Below are 20,997 nucleotides of genomic sequence, written 5' to 3'. Positions count from 1 at the left end.
TATTAGACGTATTGATTAGCCAAGCTTACTTTCAAGGTCATGCTCTCCTCCGCCCGTCGGGCCAAGGTCGCGGTCGCCGCCGCGGGCTTCACGTCGTTCGCCCTGCTCTACGCCCCGCAGGCGGTCCTGCCACAGCTCGCCGGGCAGTACCGCCTCGATCCCGGCGGCGCGGCGCTCGCGGTCAGCGTGGCGACCGGTGCGCTGGCGATCTCCGTGCTGCCCATCGCCGCGCTGTCGGAGGCGATCGGACGGCGGCCGGTGATCATCGCGTCCGTCGTGCTCTCCTCGGTGCTCGGGCTTCTGCTGCCGCTGATGCCGAACTACTCGCTGCTGCTGGTGCTGCGCGCGGTGCAAGGCGTCGCGATCGCCGGATTCCCTGGCGTGGCCACGGCTTATCTCGTGGAACGGCTCGGGAAGACCGGCGTCGCGGCCGCGGTCGGCGCGATGATCGCGGGCAACACCGTCGGCGGCATGACCGGACGGCTGGCCACCGGGTTCACCGCCGGCCCGTTCGGCTGGCGCGGCGCGCTGTACGTGGTGGCCGGGATTTCGCTGGTCTGCGCGGTCGTGACGGTGGTGACGCTGCCGCCTTCGCCGGCCCGGACAGGGGAGCGGCAGGGCCTTCGCGACATCGGCATTGGCCTGCTTTCCGCGGTGCGCCGGCCGGTGTTGCTCGCGCAGTACGCCGTCGCGCTGCTGGCCATGGGCGCGTTCGTCGCGCTGTACAACGCGGCGGGGTTCCGGCTGACCGGCGAGCCGCTGAACCTGTCGCCAGCGATCGCGTCGCTGGTGTTCGTGTCGTACGCGCTGGGCTCGGTTTCCTCAGCCACAGCCAACCGGTTGTCCGCGCGGATCGGCCGTCGACAGGCGCTGGTCGGCGTGCTGGTGCTGACCGCCGTTGGCGCGTTGCTGACGATTCCGGACTCGCTGCCGCTGATCGTCGTCGGCTTCCTTGTGCTGACGACGGCGTTCTTCGCGGCGCATTCGATCGCGAACAGCTGGGCCGCGGCCGACGCCCCGGAGAACGCGCGCGGCCAGGTCGGCGGGCTGTACATGCTCATGTACTACCTGGGCAGCAGTGTCGGCGGCGGGGTCGGCAGCGTGGTCTACGGGCGGGCCGGGTGGAGCTGGCTGATCGTGGCCGTCGTGGTGTGGCTGGGGCTGGCCGTGACGGTGGTGGCGGTGGGGACGCGGGCGCGGCGGGAGGCGCGGGTGCTGGTGGGGTCGTGAGTGCTAATCGCGGTTCTAACCGTGATTGCCACTCACGAGCAGGCCGTGGCCACCAGCAGTCCTCCGCCGACCGGCAGCAGCGCCGGGATCAGCCGCTCGTCCTCCCGCACGGCCCGCGCGACCTCGCGCAACGCCATCGTCTCCGGGTCGCGCCGGGCCGGGTCGGTGAGCCTGCCGCCCGCCAGGACCTGGTGGAACACGATCACCCCGCCGCGGCGCAGCAGCGCGACGCCCTGCTCGTAGTAGCCCGGGTACTCGATCCGCGCGGCGTCGACGAACACCAGGTCGTAGCCGCCCGGCGTGAGCCGCGGCAGGACGTCCAGCGCGCGGCCGACGATGAGCCGCATCCGGCCCGGCGGATAGCCCGCTTCGAGGAAGGTCTTGCGCGCCGCCCGCTGGTACTCCGGCTCGACGTCGATCGAGGTCAGCACGCCGTCGGCAGCCATCCCGCGCAGCAGGTACAGCCCGCTCACGCCGGATCCGGTGCCCACCTCCACGACCGCCCGCGCGGCGACCGTCGCGGCGAGAAACCGCAGCGTCGTGCCTGCTCCGGGGGCCAGCGGAGCGCAACCGAGGTCGACCGCGCGCAGCCGCGCGGCGGCCAGCACGTCGTCGTCGGGCAGGTACCCGTCGACCTGCTCGGCGCCGACCGCCCCGGTCTCGGCCGCCGCCTCTGTCCCCGAACTCACGCGCGAAGGTTAGCGCTGGTTGTCGATAAATCAGCGAAGGCTCCCTGGTAAGCGCGCTCCGGCCCGGGGCAAAGCCCGCGAAAACCCTGGAAAGGCCCTCGCCGGCCAACTTCTCAGGCTGCTCTCAGATCGGTCTCATGAGTTCCATAAGGAAGGCCGACAGACTGAGTCTCAACCACACGGGAACACCGTGTGCCCGGCCCGCGTTGGCAGAGGTGAAGAGGAGTTGACCCAGATGGAGGTGCCTGCTCCCCTGATGCAGAACGCCGAACTGCCGGAAGCCGCTCCGGTGACCGTGGACGCAGCCGAGGCGGCTTGGACGCCGCCCTCGTGGGACGAGGTCGTGCGCGAACACGCCGACCGCGTGTACCGGCTCGCCTACCGCCTCACCGGCAACACGCACGACGCCGAGGACCTGACCCAGGAGACGTTCATCCGCGTCTTCCGGTCGCTCGCGTCCTACAAGCCCGGCACCTTCGAGGGCTGGCTGCACCGGATCACCACGAACCTGTTCCTCGACATGGCGCGCCGCCGCTCGCGCGTGCGCATGGAGGGTCTGCCCGAGGACACCGACCGGATCGTCGGCGACGACCCGAGCCCCGAGCAGCACTACAGCGACACCCACCTCGACCCCGACTTGCAGGAGGCGCTCGACGAGCTGCCCCCGGAGTTCCGGGCCGCGGTCGTGCTGTGCGACGTGGAAGGACTGTCGTACGAGGAGATCGGCGCGACGCTGGGCGTCAAGCTCGGCACCGTGCGCAGCCGCATCCACCGCGGCCGCTCGGCGCTGCGCGCGTCGCTTGAGCGCCGTCGCGCGACCCGGGAGGAATCTGCGAAGGTGGCTGTATGACCGGCTGGCGTTTCGCCGAATCCCACCTCATGCCCGACGCGGTAGTCGCACTGGTCGACGGCGAGCTGACGCCGGTCGCGCACGACCGGGCTCTCGCGCACCTCGCGCGCTGCCCGGACTGCGCGGCGGAAGTGACCTCGCAGCGGCAGGCGGTCGCGGCGGTGAAGGACGCCGGTGCGCCGTCGATGTCCGCGGGATTCCTGGCCAGTCTGCGGTCCATTCCGGAACATACTGATCTGCCTGGTTCGCCGGACAATCTCGCGGTCACCGCGGACGGTCAGCTGGTGGCGATCCAGCGGCCGGACCGGGTGGCCGGGCTGCGTGACGCGGGCGTGCTCGGGGGTGCCGCGCCGTTGGGAACAACCGCGCCGCTCGGGCAGTCGGCGAACGTGCTCGGCGGCGGAAGGTTCGCTTTCAGCCGGAAGCGGGCGGCGCAAGGGGCCGGAGTCGTGGTGTCGGGGCTCGTGCTGAGCGCGCTCGCGCTCGTCGGGACCGCGGCGGATAGCGGGGAAGGGTCCGGCGGGACTGGTCCGGTGCGGGTGCCTAATGCGAATTTGCTGCCGGCGCATATGACTGTGCCCAAGACTGCGGAGGACGGGGCTTCGGCTGGGGAGCCTGAGTCCGAGGTGCCCGACGTGGTGCGGGCTGGGGCTGCTGTCGCGGCTCGGTAGGTCTCGGGCGGCTCGTTGCCTGGCGGCGACATTGCGCCCGGTCGTGCGGTGGGGCACCCGAAGCTGATTGTCATGACGGACGGCGGGTGCTTGTCAAGGCGGGAAAGATGCCTTGACAAGCACCCGCCGTCCGCATTTGGGCTTCGTATCGGGGTGCGGGGGCGGTGTGGGTGCACCGACAGTCGGTGCATCGGCTGCGGGTTGGTTGGTAGTGAGGGCTTGCGCCCCAATGTGGCATTGGGTGCGTTGGATGCACCCAATGTGGCGTTCGGTGCGCGGGACGCACCCAATGCCACATTGGGGCGGCATCCGGGTGGCGGGAGGGGCGGGGAGCGGGAGTGCAGGCAACAGGCATTTCACTGCGGTCTGGGCACACTTCTTCCTAGGCTTGGGTATCGTCGACTCCCAGCCGAACTGAACCGCATCCCGGGGAATGATGACCGACCAGCCGAACGCTAATTCTGATCAGTCCGGTGCCGTCGGAACGGACCGGTTGGGGCCTCGGCCGCTTGAGCGGCCCGCGGTCGACCAGCAGCAGGCTGCTGTCTTCGGGCGTCCGCACGGGGTCGAGGGGGCGTTCGACAAGCTTTACACCCCGGCGCCCAACGGGAACGGGCAGAAGCTCAATCTCGCGCCGCCTACGCCGGAGTCGCTGGCGGAGGCGTTCAGCCGCCCCGCGGGGGCTGAGGGCGTGCGGTTGCAGCGGCCGCTCGAGGCTTCCGGGGAGAGCGGCAGTTCCGAGGATCCGTTGTGGACGGACACCAGCGATCCGTGGCGTGATCCGGCGGCTGGGGCGGTGCTGGCCGGGCCCGCGGTCGTTCCGGAGGAGGACGAGGCCGAGAAGCCGAAGCTGCCCAGCGGTGCGCAGTTGAGCTTGCCTGAGGTGTTGTTCGGGCGGCGGGTGCAGCCGAAGGCGTTGGCTCTGCTCGGGGTTGTCGCGTTGGTGATCGGCGCGGTGGGCGGGCTGGTCGGCTGGTGGGTCGCGGACACGGGGTCCGCGTTGACCGGCAGTGCCACGATTTCCGAGGCGGAGGCGGCCAAGGAGCGGCCGCCGGGGTCGCTGGCGGACATCGCGCGGCGGGTGGCGCCCGCGGTGGTTTCGCTGGAAGTCGTCAAGCCCGGTGCGGACAGCGGCGAGCAGGGTTCCGGCGTGGTCATCGATCCGCAGGGGTACGTGCTGACCAACGAGCACGTGGTCGCGACCGCGGTCGGCGACGCGGCCACCAAAATCACCGCGGTGTTCAACGACGGGACGCGCACCGAGGCCAAGATCGTCGGCGCGGATCAGAAGACCGACCTCGCCGTGGTGAAGGTCAACGTGACCAATCCGGTCGTGATGCAGGTCGGGAAGTCGTCCAATCTGCAGGTCGGGGACGCGGTGATCGCGGTCGGTTCGCCGCTCGCGCTGCAGAACTCGATCACCGCGGGCATCGTCAGCGCGCTCGATCGGCCGGTCACCGCGGGCGGCGACAACGGGGCGGCTCCGGTCACCTATTCGGCCATCCAGACCGACGCGGCGATCAACCACGGCAACTCGGGCGGTGCGCTCGTCGACTCGACCGGGGCGCTGGTCGGGATCAACTCCGCGATCCGCTCGTCGAGCTCCGACGGCGGCAGCATCGGCATCGGGTTCGCCATTCCCAGCGACTACGCCATCAAGATCGCCAAGGCGCTGATCAAGGACGGCAAGGTCAAGCACGCCGACATCGGGATCAACGCGGCCTCGACGGTCGCCGGCTCGTCCACGATGGGCGCGCAGGTGCGCAACGTCGCTCCGGGCGGACCGGCGGCGGGCGCGGGGATCAAGGAAGGCGACGTGATCACCAAGGTCGGCGACCACGTCGTGCGCGACTCCGCCGAGCTGACCGTCGCGGTGCGCAGCCACGACCCCGGCCAGGTCGTCCCGGTGCAACTGGCCCGCGACGGCGCGCTGCTCGTGGTGGACGTCACGCTCGGGTCGGACTGACACCCGCTCTTGCTAACCCGGCCAAAAGCAGGCCGGCCCCCGCGCGGCAGGCAACCGTCGCTGCGAAGCCATTCGGCCGTGGCTGTGGTCGGGTTGGTAACGATCGGCACAGCAGGTGCAGTGCGACGTTCGGGCCTGCCGGGACGAGAAACGGCCCGGGTAGTCTTGGGCGGGGCAGCACCGAGCGGAGGTTTCACGGGTGTTCGACAGTGTCGGCTGGGGCGAGATCCTCGTGATCATCATCGCGGGGCTTTTCATCCTCGGACCCGAACGGCTGCCGGAAGCGGCGGCCTGGATGGCGAGGAGCGTCCGCAAGGCCCGCGACTTCGCGACCGGCGCGCGCGAGCAACTGCGCGAGGAAATGGGCCCCGAGTTCGACCAGCTGCGCAAACCCCTCGAAGACCTGCGCGGATTGCGCAACCTCGACCCGAAGCGGGTCGTCACGCAGCACCTGTTCGACGGGGATTCGGACCCGCTGGGGCTGAACGGGTTCAAGAACGACCTCAACGGGAACGGGTCGAACGGGTCGAACGGCACCCCGACGATCAAGCCGCAGACCGCGGTGCCGCAGCCGGAGCCGTTGAAGCCGGGGGAGCGTCCGCCGGTGGATCCGGACGCCACCTGACTCCCGCTCACGACCAGCCAAGCCGACGCGCGACGCGCTGATCAGGCTGGGTAGCCTCAGGGCATCAGCTCAACCGACCCTGGAGGTTCCCGATATGTCACGCCGTGCGGCTGCGCTGGCCGGAACGATCGCTGCGGCCGCCTTCGCCGTCGCCGGGTGCAGTGCCGACGACGAGCCCAGCACCAAGGCGCCCGCCACCTACACTTCGGTGCCCGCCCCGGCGATGCCGTCCTCTTCGGCGCCGTCGAACGCTCCGTCGAGCGCTCCCGGGAACGGCAGTGCCACCGGTGAGCAGCCGAACGTCAAGCGCGGCGCGCAAACCGGCGAGGCGGGCGTCGACGTGCTGGTCACCGTCGCCTACCAGGGCGGGAAGGTCACGCCGCCGGCCGGGGTCGTCGACGTCAAGGTCGGCAACAAGGTGAAGATCCTCGTGTCGTCCGACCAGCCGCAGAACATCGACGTCCAGGATCTGCCCGACAAGTCGGGCGACGTGTCCGCGAAGAAGCCCGAGGACATCGACTGGACGGTGACCAAGCCGGGCGACACCAAGGTGACGCTCCGCGAGTCCGGCGCCGTCCTGGTGACGATCCACGCGGCCTGAGCGCACGAAAAGAGGCGTGCACCTGGACCAGGTGCACGCCTCTTTCGCTGAGCGGGGATCAGCGCCCGGCGGGGCTGACGTTCAGCATCATCCCGGCCAAGCCGCGCGCCCGGACCGACAGCTGCTTCGCCGCGTCCTTCAGCACCAGCGCCGCCGGGGCCTCCGGATCGGACAGCACGATCGGCGTGCCTTCGTCGCCCTGTTCGCGCAGGCGCGGGTCCAGCGGGACCTGACCCAGCAGCGGCACCGTGGATCCCACCGACTTCGACAGCGAATCCGCCACCGTCTGGCCGCCGCCCGCGCCGAAGACCTCGATGCGCTCGCCGGCCGGGGTTTCCAGCCACGACATGTTCTCGATCACGCCCGCGACTCGCTGCCGCGTCTGCATCGCGATCGCGCCCGCGCGCTCGGCCACCTCGGCGGCGGCCTGCTGCGGCGTCGTCACGACCAGGATTTCCGCGTTCGGGATCAGCTGCGCCACCGAAATCGCGATGTCGCCGGTGCCCGGCGGCAGGTCCAGCAGCAGGATGTCCAGGTCGCCCCAGAACACGTCGGCGAGGAACTGCTGCAGCGCGCGGTGCAGCATCGGGCCGCGCCACACCACCGGGGTGTTGCCCGGCGTGAACATGCCGATCGAGATCACCTTCACGCCGTGCGCCTGCGGCGGCATGATCATCGTGTCGACCTTGGTCGGCTTCTCGCGCGCGCCAAGCATGCGCGGCACCGAGTGGCCGTAGATGTCCGCGTCCACCACACCGACCGACAGCCCGCGCTCGGCCATCGCCACGGCCAGGTTCACCGTCACCGACGATTTGCCGACGCCGCCCTTGCCGGACGCCACGCAGTACACCCGCGTCATCGAACCCGGCTGCGCGAACGGGATCACCGGCTCCGCCGCGTCGCCGCGCAGCGATTTGCGCAGCTCGGTGCGCTGCTCGTCGCTCATCACGTCCAGCTCGACCCGCACGTCGGCGACGCCGGGGAGCTTCGAGACGGCCTTCTTCGTGTCCGCGGTCAGTGTCGCCTTCAGCGGACAGCCCGCGACCGTCAGGTAAATCCCGACGTCGACCACCCCGTCGTCGCCGACCGCCACGTCCTTGACCATGCCGAGGTCGGTGATCGGTTTTTTGATTTCCGGGTCGTACACGTCCTTCAGCGCGGTGCGGACGTCGTCGACGCTGGGGAGCTGCTGTGTACCAGTCACGCTTCCATCGTACGTACTGCCCAGTTCAGCTTTGCTTGGCCTTGCGCGGCTTGGAGTCCACGTCGAGATCGTCGCGCAGCCGGTCGAGTTCGCTGCGCAGGTAGTCGCGGGTCGCGACCTCGCCGATGGCCAGTCGCAGCGCCGCCAGTTCGCGGGCGAGGTACTCGGTGTCCGCCTTGGTCTGCGCGGCACGCGTGCGGTCCTCTTCCAGCGACACCCGGTCCCGGTCGTCCTGGCGGTTCTGCGCGAGCAGGATCAGCGGCGCGGCGTACGCGGCCTGCGTCGAGAACGCCAGGTTGAGCAGGATGAACGGGTACGGGTCCCAGCGCAGCGACACCGCGACCAGGTTCAGAGTGATCCAGACGACCACGATGAGCGTCTGCCAGAACAGGTACTTCCCGGTGCCGAGGAACCGCGCGACCCGTTCGGTGAACCGGCCGAAGGTGTCCGGGTCGATGTTCAGCCGCAGGCGGGCCTGGCTGCGCGGCTGGTCGAGCCTGCGGCCGGTCCTGAGCTCAGCCACGGTCGGCCTCCTCTAGAACAGCGCCGTCGGCGCCGTCAGTGACGTCGTGCAGTCCGGTTTCGCGCCAGTCGTCGGGCAGCAGATGGTCGAGCACGTCGTCGACGGTGACGGCGCCGAGCAGATGGTCCTCGGCGTCGACGACTGGGCCGCAGGCCAGGTTGTACGCCGCGAAATACCGGGTGACCTCGGACAGCGTCGCTTCCGGGCGCAACGCGGTGAGGTCGGTGTCCACCGCGCTGGCCACCAGTTCGGCGGGCGGTTCGCGCAGCAGCCGCTGGAAGTGCACGACGCCGACGAACCGGCCGGTCGGCGTTTCGGTCGGCGGGCGGCACACGAACACCATGCTGGCGAGCGCGGCGGGGAGTTCGGCGTTGCGGATGTGCGCCAGCGCCTCGGCGATCGTCGCGTCCGGCGTCAGCACCACCGGTTCCGGCGTCATCAGGCCGCCCGCGGTGTCCGACGAATACGCCAGCAGCCGTTTGACCGGCGCGGATTCCTCCGGCTCCATCAGTTCCAGCAGCCTGCTCTGCTCGGCGGGGGCGAGTTCGGCGAGCAGGTCCGCGGCGTCGTCCGGGTTCATCGCCTCGAGGATGTCCGCGGCGCGTTCCTCGGCGAGATAGGACAGCAGTTCCTTCTGGTCGTCCTCGGGAAGCTCCTCGATGACGTCCGCGAGCCGTTCGTCGTCCATCGCGTCGGCGACCTCGTGCCTGCGCTTCATCGGCAGGTCGCGCAGGGTCGCGGCGACGTCGACCGCGCGCATCGTGTCGAACAGCATCAGCAGCTGGCCCGCGCCTTGCGGCTGTCCCGCGAGGTCGGTGAGCCCGAGCCCGGCGACCTCGTTCCACGGCAGCACCTGCATCGCGGTGCGCCGCCTGCCCAGCGCCAGCCGGGCCGAGCGCTCACGGACGGCGAGTTTCGCCAGCACCCAGTCCCGCGTGCGGGTCGGCTCCATCCCCGCGTCGACCACGGTCACCCGGGTGTCCGCGCCGGTGAGCGTCGCGTGCGCGTCGAGGAGCTGGCCGCACACCAGCACCTCGTTGGGCCGCTGGTGGAAATGCCGCATGTTGACCGAACCCGTGGCCAGCGTCACGGCGTTCGGTTCGATCGAGGTGACCCGCAGCATCGGCACGAACACCCGCCGCCGGGTCGCCAGCTCCACGACCATGCCGAGGATCCGCGGCGGCTGCTGGTCCAGCCGCAGCCCGGCGACCACGTCGCGGACCTTGCCGATCGACTCCCCGTCGGGCCCGAACACCGGCAGACCCGCGAGCTGTGCTGCGTAAACCCGGTTTGTGCCTGCCATGGCGCCGACACTATCGGCTGGCGCCCGAGCGCGCTCGGGCCGCGACTCGGCGAATTCTCAGCCGGCCATGGCCCATCGGGTGAGCACGGGCAGCGCGTCGGCGGACGGGCCGTCGTCGTCCTCGGGCAATCCGCCGAAGTCGGCCAGATCCTGGGCGTGCCATAGCCGGTTCTGCACCGCCCGGACGAGCGTCCACGCCTTGGCGCGGTCGCGGTCCAGACCGCTCGCGGCGAGCTTCGAGTCCAGTGTGGATTCACTGAACCGGTTCCACAGCAACGAAAGCGCGCCGTATTCAAGGTCGCCCGCGAGCGGCTTCGGGTCGATCACCAGCCACGGTTCGCGGGTGCCCGACAGCACGTTCTCGTAGTGCAGGTCCTCGTTCACCAGCGCGTTTCCGGCCTCCGGACCGAGATCGCGGCACACTTCCAGCGCCGCGTCCAGCTCCCGGCGGGGGAGCGGTTCGCCCAGCTCCCGCCACGATTTCGGCAGCTCTTCGAGCAGTTCCTCCGCGATGCCGGGAAGCGTGCGGGTGAGCTCCGCCGGCGCGGGCACGGCGAGCCGGCGGGCGAGTTCGCTCATGATCTCGACGGCGGGCAGCAGCGGTTCTCCGTCGAGTGTTCGGCTGTCGTCGAGGCGCTCCAGCAGCATCGCGCCGTCCTCGGGCACGGATTCGTGCAGCAGCACCGAACCTCGACCGGCCCATGTGGACAGTGCGAGCGGTTCGTCGCGCGATTCCTCCTCCACCCAGCCGAGTTTCAGCACGACGCGGGAACCGTCCGCGCGCCGGGCGGGCTGGACGACGCCGACGTAGCCGTGCCGGGCGGTGTCCTCGAACTCCAGCTCCCACTTCCGGGCGTACCGCTGCGCGAGAGCGGGCAGCGACGCGAGCCACGGGACGGCTTCCGGGCCCAGCACCTTCGGGGCGCGTTCGGCGAAGAAAGGCGGGATTACCAAAACGGTCACAACCCCCATCGTGGTCGGCCGCGCAAGCCGTTTCCGGCGTTGTTCCGCGCGCGTACAGTGAACGGATAAGGGTTTGGCGAACCCGGGAGCTGCCATGATCGTCGAGATTGTCAGCGCAGTGGCCGTCGTGGGCGGGGTCTGGCTCGCCTCCGCGGTGCGCGTGGTCAAACAGTACGAACGCGGGCTGGTGTTCCGTTTCGGCCGGGTGCGCTCGCAGGTCCGCGACCCCGGGCTCGCGCTGCTGCTGCCGATAGCCGACCGCATGCAGAAGGTGAACATGCAGGTCGTGACGCTGCCGGTGCCCGCACAGGACGGGATCACCCGCGACAACGTCACTGTCCGGGTCGACGCGGTCGTGTACTTCAAGGTGGTCGACCCGGTGCTGGCCGCGGTCCACGTGCAGGACTACCGGTCGGCGATCGGCCAGGTCGCGCAGACGTCGCTGCGGTCCATCATCGGCAAGAGCGACCTGGACGACCTGCTGTCGAACCGCGAACGGCTCAACGAGGGCCTTGAGCTGATGATCGACAGCCCGGCGCTGGACTGGGGCATCCACATCGACCGCGTGGAGATCAAAGACGTCGCGCTGCCGGAGTCGATGAAACGCTCGATGTCGCGGCAAGCGGAGGCCGAACGCGAACGCCGCGCACGCGTGATCTCGGCGGACGGCGAACTGCAGGCGTCGCACAAGCTCGCCCAGGCCGCCGCGACGATGGCGGACACCCCGGCGGCACTGCAACTGCGGCTGCTGGAGACGGTGGTGCAGGTGTCGGCGGAGAAGAACTCGACGCTGGTGCTGCCGTTCCCGGTGGAGTTGCTGCGGTTCCTGGACGCGCGGACCGACCCCGCGGCGCCGGCCGCGAAACCGCCGGAGCCGCGGGCGGCCGCGGAGTCGTCGCCGGAAAAGACCAGCAACGGACAGGTCGCCCCGCGCGAGGGCGAGGCGAGCGACGTGCCGGATCAGCGGTCGAGGTAGCCGTTCAGGCCGAGGACCAGCAGTGTCACGAAGAAACTGCCCCACAGTGCGGCTGTGACGTAGCCGAGCACGACGGCCGACAGCGCCATGGAGCGCCCGCCCGCCTCGTTGCGGTTGGCCTTGGCCAGCGCGACGTGCCCCATCACGACGCCGGGGATCGCGAGAACGCAGGTCACCAGGCCGAGCACGGAGCACACCAGCGCGCCGGTCGCGAGCCCGCTGTCGCTGGTGTTCGGGTACGGCTGGTAGGCCGCGCCGTACGGCGGCGGAGCCGGGAAGCTCTGGTACGCGGGCGGCGGCGCGAACGGATCCGGTTGCGCCGCAACGGGATACGGCGGCGCGGGCGGTTGCGCGGCGGGGGTCGGCGGTTCGCCGGGCAGCACGGCGACCGGGCCGGGGTCGGGCGCGGTCCAGCCCGGCGGCGGAACCGGCGAGTCAGTCTCCGCAGCGGACGAGACGGCGTCCGCGGGAGCCTCGTACGGCGTGGGGTCGGAGGTGGCCGGCGGCTCGTACGGAGCGGGGTCCGCGGTCGGCGGCGGTTCGTACGGCGCCGGATCGCGGTCGGACGGAGTGGTCATCGGGGCTCCCTCGAGGTGCCGGGTTCACCCGAAGACGCTACCGGGTTCCGGGGCGGCATCAGCCGAAAACTCCCGACCGGACCAGCGCGGGCACGATCAGCGCGAGCAGGATGCCCTGGAAGATCAGCGCCGCGTACCCGACCACGAACCCGGCGAGCGCCAGCGCACCGCCGGTGCCGCGGCCGCGGCGGGCCCGGTGGAACGCGATGTGCCCCGTCACGATCCCCGCGACGGCCATCGGCGCGCACAGCATGAACCCGCTGATCGAGCAGACCAGCGACCCGATCGCGAGCCCCGCTCCTGGCGGCGGACCCTGCGGCGGATAGGGCTGGTGCTCGTACGACGGGTGCACGTAGCCGTCGCGGTCAGCGGGCTCCTCGCTGCCCTCGCTCATCGGGATCCTTCTCGCGGTTTCGGGTGGATCAGCAGCCTAACGGGGGAAACCGCGCCCTGGCGTGAGCACCCTCATAGCAGCCTGGGCCGGGAGCAGTCATACTCCCCGGTAACCCAGTGCCGGGAGCCCCGGTGCCGCCGCCGAAGGGAGCCCACCGATGGCCCGTCTCGCCAGGACCGCCGGTCTGACCGATGTGCAGCAGGAGATTCTGTCCACGGTGCGGTCGTTCGTGGACAAGGAGATCATCCCGCACGCGCAGGCGCTGGAGCACGCCGACGAGTACCCGGCCGAGATCGTCGAGGGCATGAAGGAGATGGGCCTGTTCGGGCTCACCATCCCGGAGGAGTACGGCGGCCTGGGCGAATCGCTGCTGACCTACGCGTTGGTGGTGGAGGAGATCGCGCGGGGCTGGATGAGCGTGTCCGGTGTGATCAACACGCACTTCATTGTCGCGCACATGATCACCCGTCACGGGACGCCTGAGCAGAAGCAGCACTTCCTGCCTCGGATGGCGACCGGCGAGGTGCGCGGCAGCTTCTCGATGTCCGAGCCGGACCTTGGCTCCGACGTGGCGGCGATCAAGACCCGCGCCCGCCGTGACGGCGACGACTACGTGATCGACGGCGCGAAGATGTGGCTGACCAACGGCGGTTCCTCCAACTTGATCGCGCTGCTGGTGAAGACGGACGAGGGCGCGGAGAAGGCACACCAGAACCTGACGACGTTCCTGGTGGAGAAGCCGTCGGGGTTCGGCGAGGTTCTTCCCGGGCTGACGATTCCGGGCAAGATCGACAAAATGGGTTACAAGGGCGTGGACACCACGGAAGCGGTGTTCGACGGCTTCAAGATCGGTGCGGACAAGGTGCTGGGGGAGGCTCCGGGCAAGGGCTTCTCGTACATGATGGACGGCGTCGAGGTCGGCCGCGTCAATGTCGCGGCGCGGGCGTGCGGGATCGCGATCCGGTCGTTCGAGCTGGCGATCGCGTATGCGCAGCAGCGTTCGACATTCGGCAAGCCGATCGCGCAGCACCAGGCGATCGCGTTCAAGCTCGCGGAGATGGCGACGAAGGTCGAGGCCGCGCACCTGATGATGGTCAACGCCGCCCGGTTGAAGGATTCCGGTGCGCGCAACGACGTCGAGGCCGGGATGGCGAAGCTGATCGCCAGCGAGTACTGCGCCGAGGTGACCCAGGAGGCGTTCCGGATCCACGGCGGTTACGGCTACTCGAAGGAATACGAGATCGAGCGCCTGATGCGGGAGGCCCCGTTCCTGCTGATCGGCGAGGGCACCAGCGAAATCCAGAAAACCATCATCAGCCGCGGCCTTCTGCGGGATTACAAAGCCTGACCCGCGCTTCGCCGGAGTTCGCGCGCTCCGCCGGTTCTTGACAAGATGGAACCCCTCGGACCGGACGAGCGCAGGTGATGATGGTGAGCAGTCCCTTTGGTGGCGGTCAAGGCCCGGCCGGGCTGCCGCGGCTCCCGACGCCGCCCACCGGCTGGCCGATCGGGTCGTACTCGACCTACGGCGAGGCGCAGCAGGCGGTCGATTTCCTGGCCGAAAGCGAGTTCGCGGTCACCGACGTGACGATCGTCGGCGTCGACCTGATGCTGGTCGAACGGGTCATCGGACGGCTGTCGTGGGGCCGCGTGCTCGCTGCGGGCGCGATGTCGGGCGCGTGGTTCGGCCTGTTCGCCGGGCTGCTGCTGGGGATGTTCGTCAACCAGGGCGGATTCACGCTGCAGCTGCTGACCGGACTGGTGCTGGGCGTGCTGTCCGGGCTGGCGTTTTCCGCGATCGGCTACCGCACCTCGCGCGGCCGCCGAGATTTCTCGTCGGCGAGCCAGCTCGTCGCCGGCCGGTACGACGTGCTGTGCCAGCCGCGCAGCGCGGAGCAGGGACGCGAGCTGCTCGCGAAGCTGGCACTGCGCCCGCCGCCCGCCACAGCCTGAACCCACCTCCTCGTGAGTGTTTATGCCGGTTCCAACCGGGATTGCCGCGCGCGACGCGCCTGCCACCGCATAAGTACCCACGGGACTTTTTCACCCGTCCTTCCGATGGTTCGCGCGCACCTGGCTGAATCGTTACCGACCCTGCTTGCGGCGGGTGATCGCCGGGCATAGGTTGACCGACACCGGTTGGCCGGTCGTGTCCTCCAGCGCGGCCTGCCGGCAACTGGCACGTCGGGGTGCTGGCTCGGGTCCGCCTCGTCGCGGCGTGCTGTCTGGGGGCGGTGCCGGACGGTGCCGTGTGCACACGCGAGGAGGCTTGAATGGGGAAGAAACGGCCCAGCGGCAAGAAACGAGGACCTACCCGCGCGGCGGCGCTGCTCGCCGCGGGCCTGGTGAGCAGCGGTCTGGTGGCGGGCTGCGGAACGGCTTCCGGGACGACGATCAACGTCTACTACTCCCCGGAGGACCATTTCCAGACCGTCGTCGACAACTGCAACAAGACCGCCGCCGGGCGGTACCGGATCGTCTACAACAAGCTGCAGCGCGGTTCGGACGACCAGCGGATCCAGATGGCGCGCAGGCTCGCCGCGGGCGACACGTCGATGGACGTGCTCGGGCTCGACGTCACCTGGGTTTCGGAGTTCGCCGAGGCCCGCTGGATCGACGAGTGGACCGGGCAGAACAAGACAGCCGCGTCCGAGGGCGTGCTCAAAGGCCCGCTGGAAACCGCGACGTATCAAGGAAAGCTCTACGCCGCGCCGAAGAACACCAACGTGCAGCTGCTCTGGTACGACGACCGCATCACCCCGACCCCGCCGAAGACGTGGGACGAGATGATGCAGATGTCGCAGAAGCTCAAGGGCGAGAAAAAACCGTATTCGATCGTGTTCACCGGCGCGCAGTACGAGGGCCTGGTCGTCATCTACAACACGCTGGTCGAATCGCTCGGCGGGCACATCCTGTCCGACGATGGGAAATCCGTCGTGATGGACGAGGGCGCGGTGCAGGCGCTGGAGCTGCTGAAGAAGGTCACGTCGTCGGGGATCACCGACCCTTCGCTGACGAACCAGAAAGAGGACGACGTCCGGCGGACGTTCCAGGGCGGCGGCGCCGCGTTCGAGCTGAACTGGCCGTTCGTGTACGCCTCCTACGCCGAGGAAAAGCCGCAGGACCTGTCGCACTTCAAGTGGGCGGTGTACCCGCAGGCGAAGGCGGGCATTCCGTCGAAGAGCACGATCGGCGGGTTCGACCTGGCGGTGAGCGCCTACTCGCAGCACAAGCCGGAGGCGTATGAAGCGGCGTTGTGCTTGCGCAGCAAGGAAAACCAGAAGGTGTCCGCGATCAACGACGGGGTGCCGCCGACGATCGAGTCGGTGTACCACGACGACACGCCGCTGGATCCGGCGAAGCCCGCGTCGGCGGACAACCCGAACATGGCCGAGAAGTACCCGATGCGCGACGCCATTCTGTCGGCGCTGAAAACCGCCGCGGTACGGCCGCTCACTCCGGTGTACCAGAACCTGTCCACGGTGATGTCGAAAATCATCTCCCCGCCGTCGGCGATCGATCCGCGGACGACCGCGCAGAAAATGCGGGAACAGCTCGATGACGCGCTCCAGTCGAAGGGAGTGATCCCGTGACCGTCCAGGATCCCGCCGCCGCCACGAAGGAAGCGGCGCACCGCAAGGGAAAGCCCGCGCTTTCCGAGGGCAAGAAGGCGGAACGGCGGCTCGGGCTGTGGCTGTGCGCGCCCGCGTTCCTCGTGATGATCGCGGTGACCGGATACCCGATCATCTATTCGGTCTGGCTTTCGCTGCAGCGTTACGACCTGCGGTTCCCGGCGAAACACGAGTTCATCGGCTTCGACAATTACGCCGCGGTGCTCACGAATTCCTACTGGTGGACCGCGTTCGGCACCACGATGTTCCTCACCGTCGTGTCGGTGGCGATCGAGTTCGTGCTCGGCATGGGACTCGCGCTGATCATGCACCGCACGCTCGTCGGCCGCGGGCTGGTGCGCACCGTCGCGCTGATCCCGTACGGCATCGTCACGGTGGTGGCCGCGTTCTCGTGGTATTTCGCGTGGACGCCTAAAACCGGGTACCTGGCGAACGCGCTGGGCGAGGGGGTCGCGCCGCTCACCGACCAGTGGCCGTCGCTGTTCATCATCATTCTCGCCGAGGTGTGGAAGACGACGCCGTTCATGGCGCTGCTGCTGATGGCCGGGCTGGCGCTGGTGCCGGACGACCTGCTGAAGGCCGCGGCGATGGACGGCGCGACCGCGTGGCAGCGGTTCACCAAGGTGATGCTGCCGGTGATGAAACCGGCGATTCTCGTCGCGCTGCTGTTCCGCACGCTCGACGCGTTCCGCATTTTCGACAACATTTACGTGCTGACCGGCGGCGCGCAGGACACCGGATCGGTGTCCATGCAGACCTACGACAACCTGGTCAAGGGGCTCAACCTCGGGATCGGCTCCACGATGGCGGTGCTGATCTTCATCACGGTGGCGATCATCGCGTTCCTCTTCATCAAGGTGTTCGGCACCGCCGCGCCCGGCACGGACGACGGGGGGAAGCGCTGATGGCTATCGGAGGTGCGGCCACCACCGGCCGCAAGGTCGGCTGGGGCCTGCTGGACATCCTGGTGCTGGTGTTCGCGATCGTCCCGGTGCTGTGGGTGCTTTCGCTGTCGTTCAAGACGAAAGCGACGCTCACCGACGGCAATTTCATCCCGGTGGAATGGACGCTCAAGAACTACGCGGACATCTTCCAGACCACCGAGTTCCTGCACGCGCTGGTGAACTCGATCGGCATCGCGGTGATCTCCACGGTCATCGCGGTGGTGCTGGGCACGATGGCCGCGTACGCGATCGCCCGGCTGGATTTCCCCGGGAAACAGCTGCTGGTGGGGCTTTCCCTGCTGATCGCGATGTTCCCGCAGGTCTCGCTCGTCACCCCGCTGTTCAACATCGAACGCGGGCTCGGCCTTTTCGACACCTGGCCGGGGCTGATCCTGCCCTACATCACCTTCGCGCTGCCGCTGTCGATCTACACGCTGTCCGCGTTCTTCCGGGAAATCCCGTGGGAACTGGAAAAGGCGGCGAAAATGGACGGCGCGACTCCTGCCCAGGCGTTCCGGAAGGTGATCGCGCCGCTGGCCGCGCCGGGCGTGTTCACCACGGCGATCCTGGTGTTCATCCTCTGCTGGAACGACTTCCTGTTCGCCATCTCGCTGACGTCCACCGAGTCGTCGCGCACGGTGCCCGCGGCGTTGTCGTTCTTCACCGGGTCCTCGCAGTTCGAGGACCCGACCGGCCAGGTGTGTGCGGCCGCGGTCGTCATCACGGTGCCGATCATCCTGTTCGTGTTGTTCTTCCAGCGTCGCATCGTGGCGGGGCTGACGTCCGGTGCGGTGAAGGGCTGACCCATGGCTGAAATCGTTCTCGACAAGGTTTCCAAGCGCTATCCCGACGGCGCGCTCGCGGTGTCCGAGGTGGACATCACGATCGCCGACGGCGAGTTCATCATCCTGGTCGGCCCGTCCGGCTGCGGGAAGTCGACCACGCTCAACATGGTCGCCGGGCTGGAGGACATCTCCTCGGGCGAACTGCGCATCGACGGCAAGCGGGTCAACGAGAAAGCGCCGAAGGACCGGGACATCGCGATGGTGTTCCAGTCGTATGCGCTGTACCCGCACATGAGCGTGCGGGAGAACATGGCGTTCCCGCTGCGGCTGGCTAAAGTGGACGACAAGATCGTCCGGTCCAAAGTGGAGGAAGCGGCACAGATCCTCGACCTGACCCAGCATCTCGACCGCAAACCGGCCAACCTGTCCGGCGGGCAGCGGCAGCGGGTCGCGATGGGCCGGGCGATCGTCCGCAACCCCAAGGCGTTCCTGATGGACGAACCACTGTCCAATTTGGACGCCAAACTGCGCGGCCAGATGCGGACGTCGGTGTCGAAGATCCAGAAACAGCTCGGCACGACCACGCTGTACGTCACGCACGACCAGACCGAGGCGATGACCCTCGGCGACCGCGTCGTGGTGCTGCGGGCCGGGTACGTGCAGCAGATCGGTTCGCCGCAGTTCCTCTACGACAACCCGGCGAACCTGTTCGTGGCCGGGTTCATCGGCTCGCCGTCGATGAACTTCGTCCCCGCGACGCTCGAAGACGGCCAGCTGCGCAGTTCGCTGGGCACGACCCCGCTGACCGACCGGATCCGCCGGATGGCCGAATCGGCGAACGCCCCGCGCGAGGTGATCATGGGCATCCGCCCGGAGCACTTCGAGGACGCCGCCCTGGTCGAACCGGGCCGCGAGGGCGCGACATTCACCGCGCACGTGGACGTGCTGGAGTCGATGGGCTCGGAGAAGTTCGCGCACTTCACCGTGGACGGCGAGGCCGCGACCTCGGCCGAACTGGCGGAACTGGCCGCGGACAGCGGTTCGGCCGACGTCCCCGGTGCGGAATCGCTGATCGTGGCCCGGCTGTCGGCCGAATCGGCGGCCGCGGAGAACCAGGACCTGCAAATCTGGTTCGACGCGGACAAGGTGAAGCTCTTCGACCCGTCCGACGGCCGAAACCTCACCTACTCCGACTGAACTGCCGGTCCGTGAAGGGCTCCTTGAGGGAATCAGATTCCCTCAAGGAGCCCTTCACGGACGTCAGGGGATCCGCGAAAAGATCGTCGCAGCAGCGGTGCGGGCGGCGGGGCAAGCCGCTTCCCCGCCCGCGCCGCTGGTGTCGACCACGCTCACCGTCGCCTGCTCCGCGCGTCCTGCGGTCGCCGGGGAAGGCTGCACCGTCCGGACCCGGCAGAACGCCCCGTCGGCCGCCACCCGCGCCGTCCGGTTGCCGAGCGTTTCCGACGGCCCGGCCGGAGCCTGCCGCACCACCGCGAACTCCAGGCTCACCTTGTCGAGGATGCAGGAATGCCCGGCGAGCCCGGCGGTCGCGTCGGCGCCCTGCGCCCCGGCAGCGCTGAGAATCGCGCAGGAGTCGACGCGGCCCCAAGAGCGGTCCGGCAACTGCGGATGCCGTACCCGCTTGCCGGTCACCGCGTCGAGCACTCCGCCGACCACATCGTCCGCCGCGGTGCACCGATCCTCCGCATTGCCGCGGTCGTCCTTGTCGGTGATCGAGACGGCCAGCCGAACCCCGTCAGCGAACGTGACGGCCCGCCCGCACGTCCGCTCGGGCACGAACCCGGCCTGCTGCACGGAAACCCCGTCCGGCACCTGGCCCGGGTACGCGTAGGCCTGCACATTGGGATCGCGATCGGCGGCAAGCGGCCCGATGGTGACCGTCCGGGGCCGCCCGGACTGCACGAAGTCCGCCTGGCAAGCGGTGAACGACGAATCCGGCGTATCGGCGGTGGTGTTCTTGAGCCGCTTCGGGTCGAGGAGGCTGCAGTAGTCGAGCGTGGAGAAGTCCCCGAGCGCCGCGATCGCGGTCAAGGGCACCGGCGTGGACTGCGCCTGCGGCGTCGTCGGGGCAGACTCCGCGGAACATCCGGCTGCCGCGACGAGAAGCACCGAACAGCCGACTGCGAGGACTCCGAGTGGGTTACGCACGGGGTGCAGTATCACCGTGAGTGGCGAAAAATCCAGCCCCCGCCGGGAAATCCCACACTTCGCTGTGTCATCACCGCTGGTCGGGCGGCTTCGGTGGGAAGCGGTGAGTCCGAAAGCCGGGCCGCGGTTCGCGCACGAAGGCGAGGGCTGTGGGCGGTCCCGCTCGACCGGCCTGACCACGTGCGGCTGGACAACGTCCCGTGGTTCGCCCGGAACGCGGCCGAAGGCGACGTCTTCCGCGTCGAACGGGACGAGGAGGGGGTGCTCCGGCCGGTCGAACGGGTGGAATGGTCCGGGAACTGCACCATCCGGATGATCGTCTGGGCGGCTGGACCGTTCGGCGGAGACCTTGGCCGGGTGCTCGACCATTTCGCCCCGTTCGGCCTCGAAGGCGAACAGTTCGGCCAGTTCGGCATGGTGGGGTTCACGGTCCCGCCGGGAGCGGACCTCGCCGAGGCGAAGCGTGCGCTCGACGCGGGCCGGGCAGACGGTTCGTGGGCTTACGAGGAGGGCTGCGTCAGCGAGGAATGGCTAGCGGCCGGGCTCTGACCTGCGAGTTCCCGCGGCAACCCCGATTCCGCCCCCGGGTCGCACCCCATCCCCTTAGGGGTGCGGATCGTCCCCCGGAGCGATGTGCCCGGACGCCGGACGTGGTGACATGGAGGTACGAACCCAAACGGGAGGGGAACACGATGACCGCACCTGTCACTCACCGGCTGAGCCGGCCGCGGGAGGGGCGCATGATCGGCGGCGTCTGCGCCGGGCTCGCCCGTCGCTTCGGGACCACGCCGGGCAAGGTCCGCGTGCTCGCGCTGCTGTCGTGCCTGCTTCCGGGGCCGCAGTTCGTCGCGTACCTGATCCTGTGGGCCATCATCCCCAGCGACTGAGCCAAAC

General features: G+C 69.2%; 23 protein-coding genes. 15 read left to right on the top strand and 8 right to left on the bottom strand.

All coding sequences use genetic code 11. From position 1 onward, the window contains the following. Nucleotides 1-39: 39 nt before the first annotated feature. Nucleotides 40-1,230, top strand: a complete 1,191-nt coding sequence (locus H4281_RS30675) for an MFS transporter (RefSeq protein WP_182894386.1) — start codon at nucleotides 40-42, stop codon at nucleotides 1,228-1,230. A gap of 32 nt (nucleotides 1,231-1,262) precedes the next feature. Here H4281_RS30675 and H4281_RS30670 read toward each other — a convergent pair whose 3' ends face one another. Next, a complete protein-coding gene (locus H4281_RS30670; protein WP_182894385.1) occupies nucleotides 1,263-1,919 on the bottom strand; it encodes an O-methyltransferase in 657 nt (218 codons plus the stop codon). Between the two features lie 235 nt (nucleotides 1,920-2,154). Between H4281_RS30670 and sigE the strand changes: the two genes are divergently transcribed. From sigE to H4281_RS30645, 5 genes are all read left to right on the top strand, one after another. Further along, on the top strand, nucleotides 2,155-2,769 hold the full coding sequence (sigE, locus tag H4281_RS30665) for an RNA polymerase sigma factor SigE (RefSeq protein WP_182894384.1): 615 nt from the start codon (nucleotides 2,155-2,157) through the stop codon (nucleotides 2,767-2,769). After that, entirely contained in the window at nucleotides 2,766-3,440 is a 675-nt protein-coding gene (locus H4281_RS30660) for an anti-sigma factor family protein (protein WP_182894383.1), read from the top strand. The genes sigE and H4281_RS30660 overlap by 4 nt, the downstream gene beginning before the upstream one ends. A gap of 436 nt (nucleotides 3,441-3,876) precedes the next feature. Continuing rightward, complete coding sequence (locus tag H4281_RS30655) at nucleotides 3,877-5,406, top strand: S1C family serine protease (protein ID WP_182894382.1); 1,530 nt, start codon at nucleotides 3,877-3,879, stop codon at nucleotides 5,404-5,406. A gap of 199 nt (nucleotides 5,407-5,605) precedes the next feature. Continuing rightward, nucleotides 5,606-6,031 carry a Sec-independent protein translocase protein TatB gene (gene tatB, locus H4281_RS30650; RefSeq protein ID WP_182894381.1) on the top strand — a complete coding sequence of 142 codons (426 nt, stop codon included), beginning with the start codon at nucleotides 5,606-5,608 and terminating at the stop codon, nucleotides 6,029-6,031. A 94-nt stretch (nucleotides 6,032-6,125) separates the two neighbouring features. After that, nucleotides 6,126-6,632, top strand: a complete 507-nt coding sequence (locus H4281_RS30645; protein WP_182894380.1) for a hypothetical protein — start codon at nucleotides 6,126-6,128, stop codon at nucleotides 6,630-6,632. Between the two features lie 58 nt (nucleotides 6,633-6,690). Here the strand turns inward: H4281_RS30645 and H4281_RS30640 are convergent, their stop codons facing one another. From H4281_RS30640 to H4281_RS30625, 4 genes are read right to left on the bottom strand one after another with little or no spacing between them, the layout of a single operon-like run. Beyond that, the gene (locus H4281_RS30640; protein WP_182894379.1) at nucleotides 6,691-7,836 is read right to left on the bottom strand and encodes an Mrp/NBP35 family ATP-binding protein; all 1,146 of its coding nucleotides are present in this window, start codon (nucleotides 7,834-7,836) and stop codon (nucleotides 6,691-6,693) included. 25 nt (nucleotides 7,837-7,861) lie between these two features. Further along, nucleotides 7,862-8,359 (bottom strand): DUF1003 domain-containing protein, encoded by a 498-nt coding sequence (locus tag H4281_RS30635; RefSeq protein ID WP_182894378.1) that lies wholly within the window; start codon nucleotides 8,357-8,359, stop codon nucleotides 7,862-7,864. After that, nucleotides 8,352-9,662, bottom strand: a complete 1,311-nt coding sequence (locus H4281_RS30630; RefSeq protein WP_182894377.1) for a magnesium transporter MgtE N-terminal domain-containing protein — start codon at nucleotides 9,660-9,662, stop codon at nucleotides 8,352-8,354. The genes H4281_RS30635 and H4281_RS30630 overlap by 8 nt, the downstream gene beginning before the upstream one ends. A gap of 57 nt (nucleotides 9,663-9,719) precedes the next feature. Further along, entirely contained in the window at nucleotides 9,720-10,625 is a 906-nt protein-coding gene (locus tag H4281_RS30625; RefSeq protein WP_182894376.1) for an aminoglycoside phosphotransferase family protein, read from the bottom strand. Nucleotides 10,626-10,719: 94 nt separating this feature from the next. On the opposite strand from H4281_RS30625, the gene H4281_RS30620 reads away from it, so the two are divergent. After that, complete coding sequence (locus tag H4281_RS30620) at nucleotides 10,720-11,601, top strand: slipin family protein (RefSeq protein WP_182894375.1); 882 nt, start codon at nucleotides 10,720-10,722, stop codon at nucleotides 11,599-11,601. On the opposite strand, the gene H4281_RS46370 is transcribed toward H4281_RS30620, so the two are convergent. Next, on the bottom strand, nucleotides 11,586-12,179 hold the full coding sequence (locus H4281_RS46370; RefSeq protein WP_182894374.1) for a DUF4190 domain-containing protein: 594 nt from the start codon (nucleotides 12,177-12,179) through the stop codon (nucleotides 11,586-11,588). The two genes, H4281_RS30620 and H4281_RS46370, sit on opposite strands and share 16 nt — an antisense overlap. A 58-nt stretch (nucleotides 12,180-12,237) precedes the next feature. Next, complete coding sequence (locus H4281_RS30610; RefSeq protein WP_182894373.1) at nucleotides 12,238-12,573, bottom strand: DUF4190 domain-containing protein; 336 nt, start codon at nucleotides 12,571-12,573, stop codon at nucleotides 12,238-12,240. A gap of 157 nt (nucleotides 12,574-12,730) precedes the next feature. Here H4281_RS30610 and H4281_RS30605 point away from each other — a divergent pair, with 157 nt between their 5' ends. The 6 genes from H4281_RS30605 to H4281_RS30580 all read left to right on the top strand — a co-directional run bounded on the left by H4281_RS30605 (nucleotide 12,731) and on the right by H4281_RS30580 (nucleotide 19,131). After that, nucleotides 12,731-13,921, top strand: coding sequence for an acyl-CoA dehydrogenase family protein (locus H4281_RS30605; protein ID WP_182894372.1), 1,191 nt, complete (start codon nucleotides 12,731-12,733; stop codon nucleotides 13,919-13,921). A gap of 77 nt (nucleotides 13,922-13,998) precedes the next feature. Next, nucleotides 13,999-14,526, top strand: a complete 528-nt coding sequence (locus H4281_RS30600; protein WP_182894371.1) for a YflT domain-containing protein — start codon at nucleotides 13,999-14,001, stop codon at nucleotides 14,524-14,526. 320 nt (nucleotides 14,527-14,846) lie between these two features. Beyond that, nucleotides 14,847-16,166, top strand: coding sequence for an ABC transporter substrate-binding protein (locus H4281_RS30595; protein ID WP_182894370.1), 1,320 nt, complete (start codon nucleotides 14,847-14,849; stop codon nucleotides 16,164-16,166). Next, complete coding sequence (locus tag H4281_RS30590; RefSeq protein WP_093576741.1) at nucleotides 16,163-17,110, top strand: carbohydrate ABC transporter permease; 948 nt, start codon at nucleotides 16,163-16,165, stop codon at nucleotides 17,108-17,110. The genes H4281_RS30595 and H4281_RS30590 overlap by 4 nt, the downstream gene beginning before the upstream one ends. Further along, on the top strand, nucleotides 17,110-17,952 hold the full coding sequence (locus tag H4281_RS30585) for a carbohydrate ABC transporter permease (protein WP_182894369.1): 843 nt from the start codon (nucleotides 17,110-17,112) through the stop codon (nucleotides 17,950-17,952). The genes H4281_RS30590 and H4281_RS30585 overlap by 1 nt, the downstream gene beginning before the upstream one ends. 3 nt (nucleotides 17,953-17,955) lie before the next feature. Continuing rightward, nucleotides 17,956-19,131, top strand: coding sequence for an ABC transporter ATP-binding protein (locus H4281_RS30580; protein ID WP_182894368.1), 1,176 nt, complete (start codon nucleotides 17,956-17,958; stop codon nucleotides 19,129-19,131). A 63-nt stretch (nucleotides 19,132-19,194) separates the two neighbouring features. Here the strand turns inward: H4281_RS30580 and H4281_RS46625 are convergent, their stop codons facing one another. After that, nucleotides 19,195-20,103, bottom strand: a complete 909-nt coding sequence (locus tag H4281_RS46625) for a hypothetical protein (protein WP_237598082.1) — start codon at nucleotides 20,101-20,103, stop codon at nucleotides 19,195-19,197. 3 nt (nucleotides 20,104-20,106) lie between these two features. Here H4281_RS46625 and H4281_RS46620 point away from each other — a divergent pair, with 3 nt between their 5' ends. After that, nucleotides 20,107-20,652 carry a DUF4265 domain-containing protein gene (locus tag H4281_RS46620; protein WP_312872210.1) on the top strand — a complete coding sequence of 182 codons (546 nt, stop codon included), beginning with the start codon at nucleotides 20,107-20,109 and terminating at the stop codon, nucleotides 20,650-20,652. Nucleotides 20,653-20,795: 143 nt separating this feature from the next. After that, nucleotides 20,796-20,990, top strand: coding sequence for a PspC domain-containing protein (locus tag H4281_RS30565; RefSeq protein ID WP_009072943.1), 195 nt, complete (start codon nucleotides 20,796-20,798; stop codon nucleotides 20,988-20,990). Nucleotides 20,991-20,997 lie beyond the last annotated feature (7 nt).

This window comes from Amycolatopsis dendrobii (genome assembly GCF_014145675.1).
Lineage (GTDB): Bacteria > Actinomycetota > Actinomycetes > Mycobacteriales > Pseudonocardiaceae > Amycolatopsis > Amycolatopsis dendrobii.
This window is presented reverse-complemented; position numbering and strand designations above follow the sequence as displayed.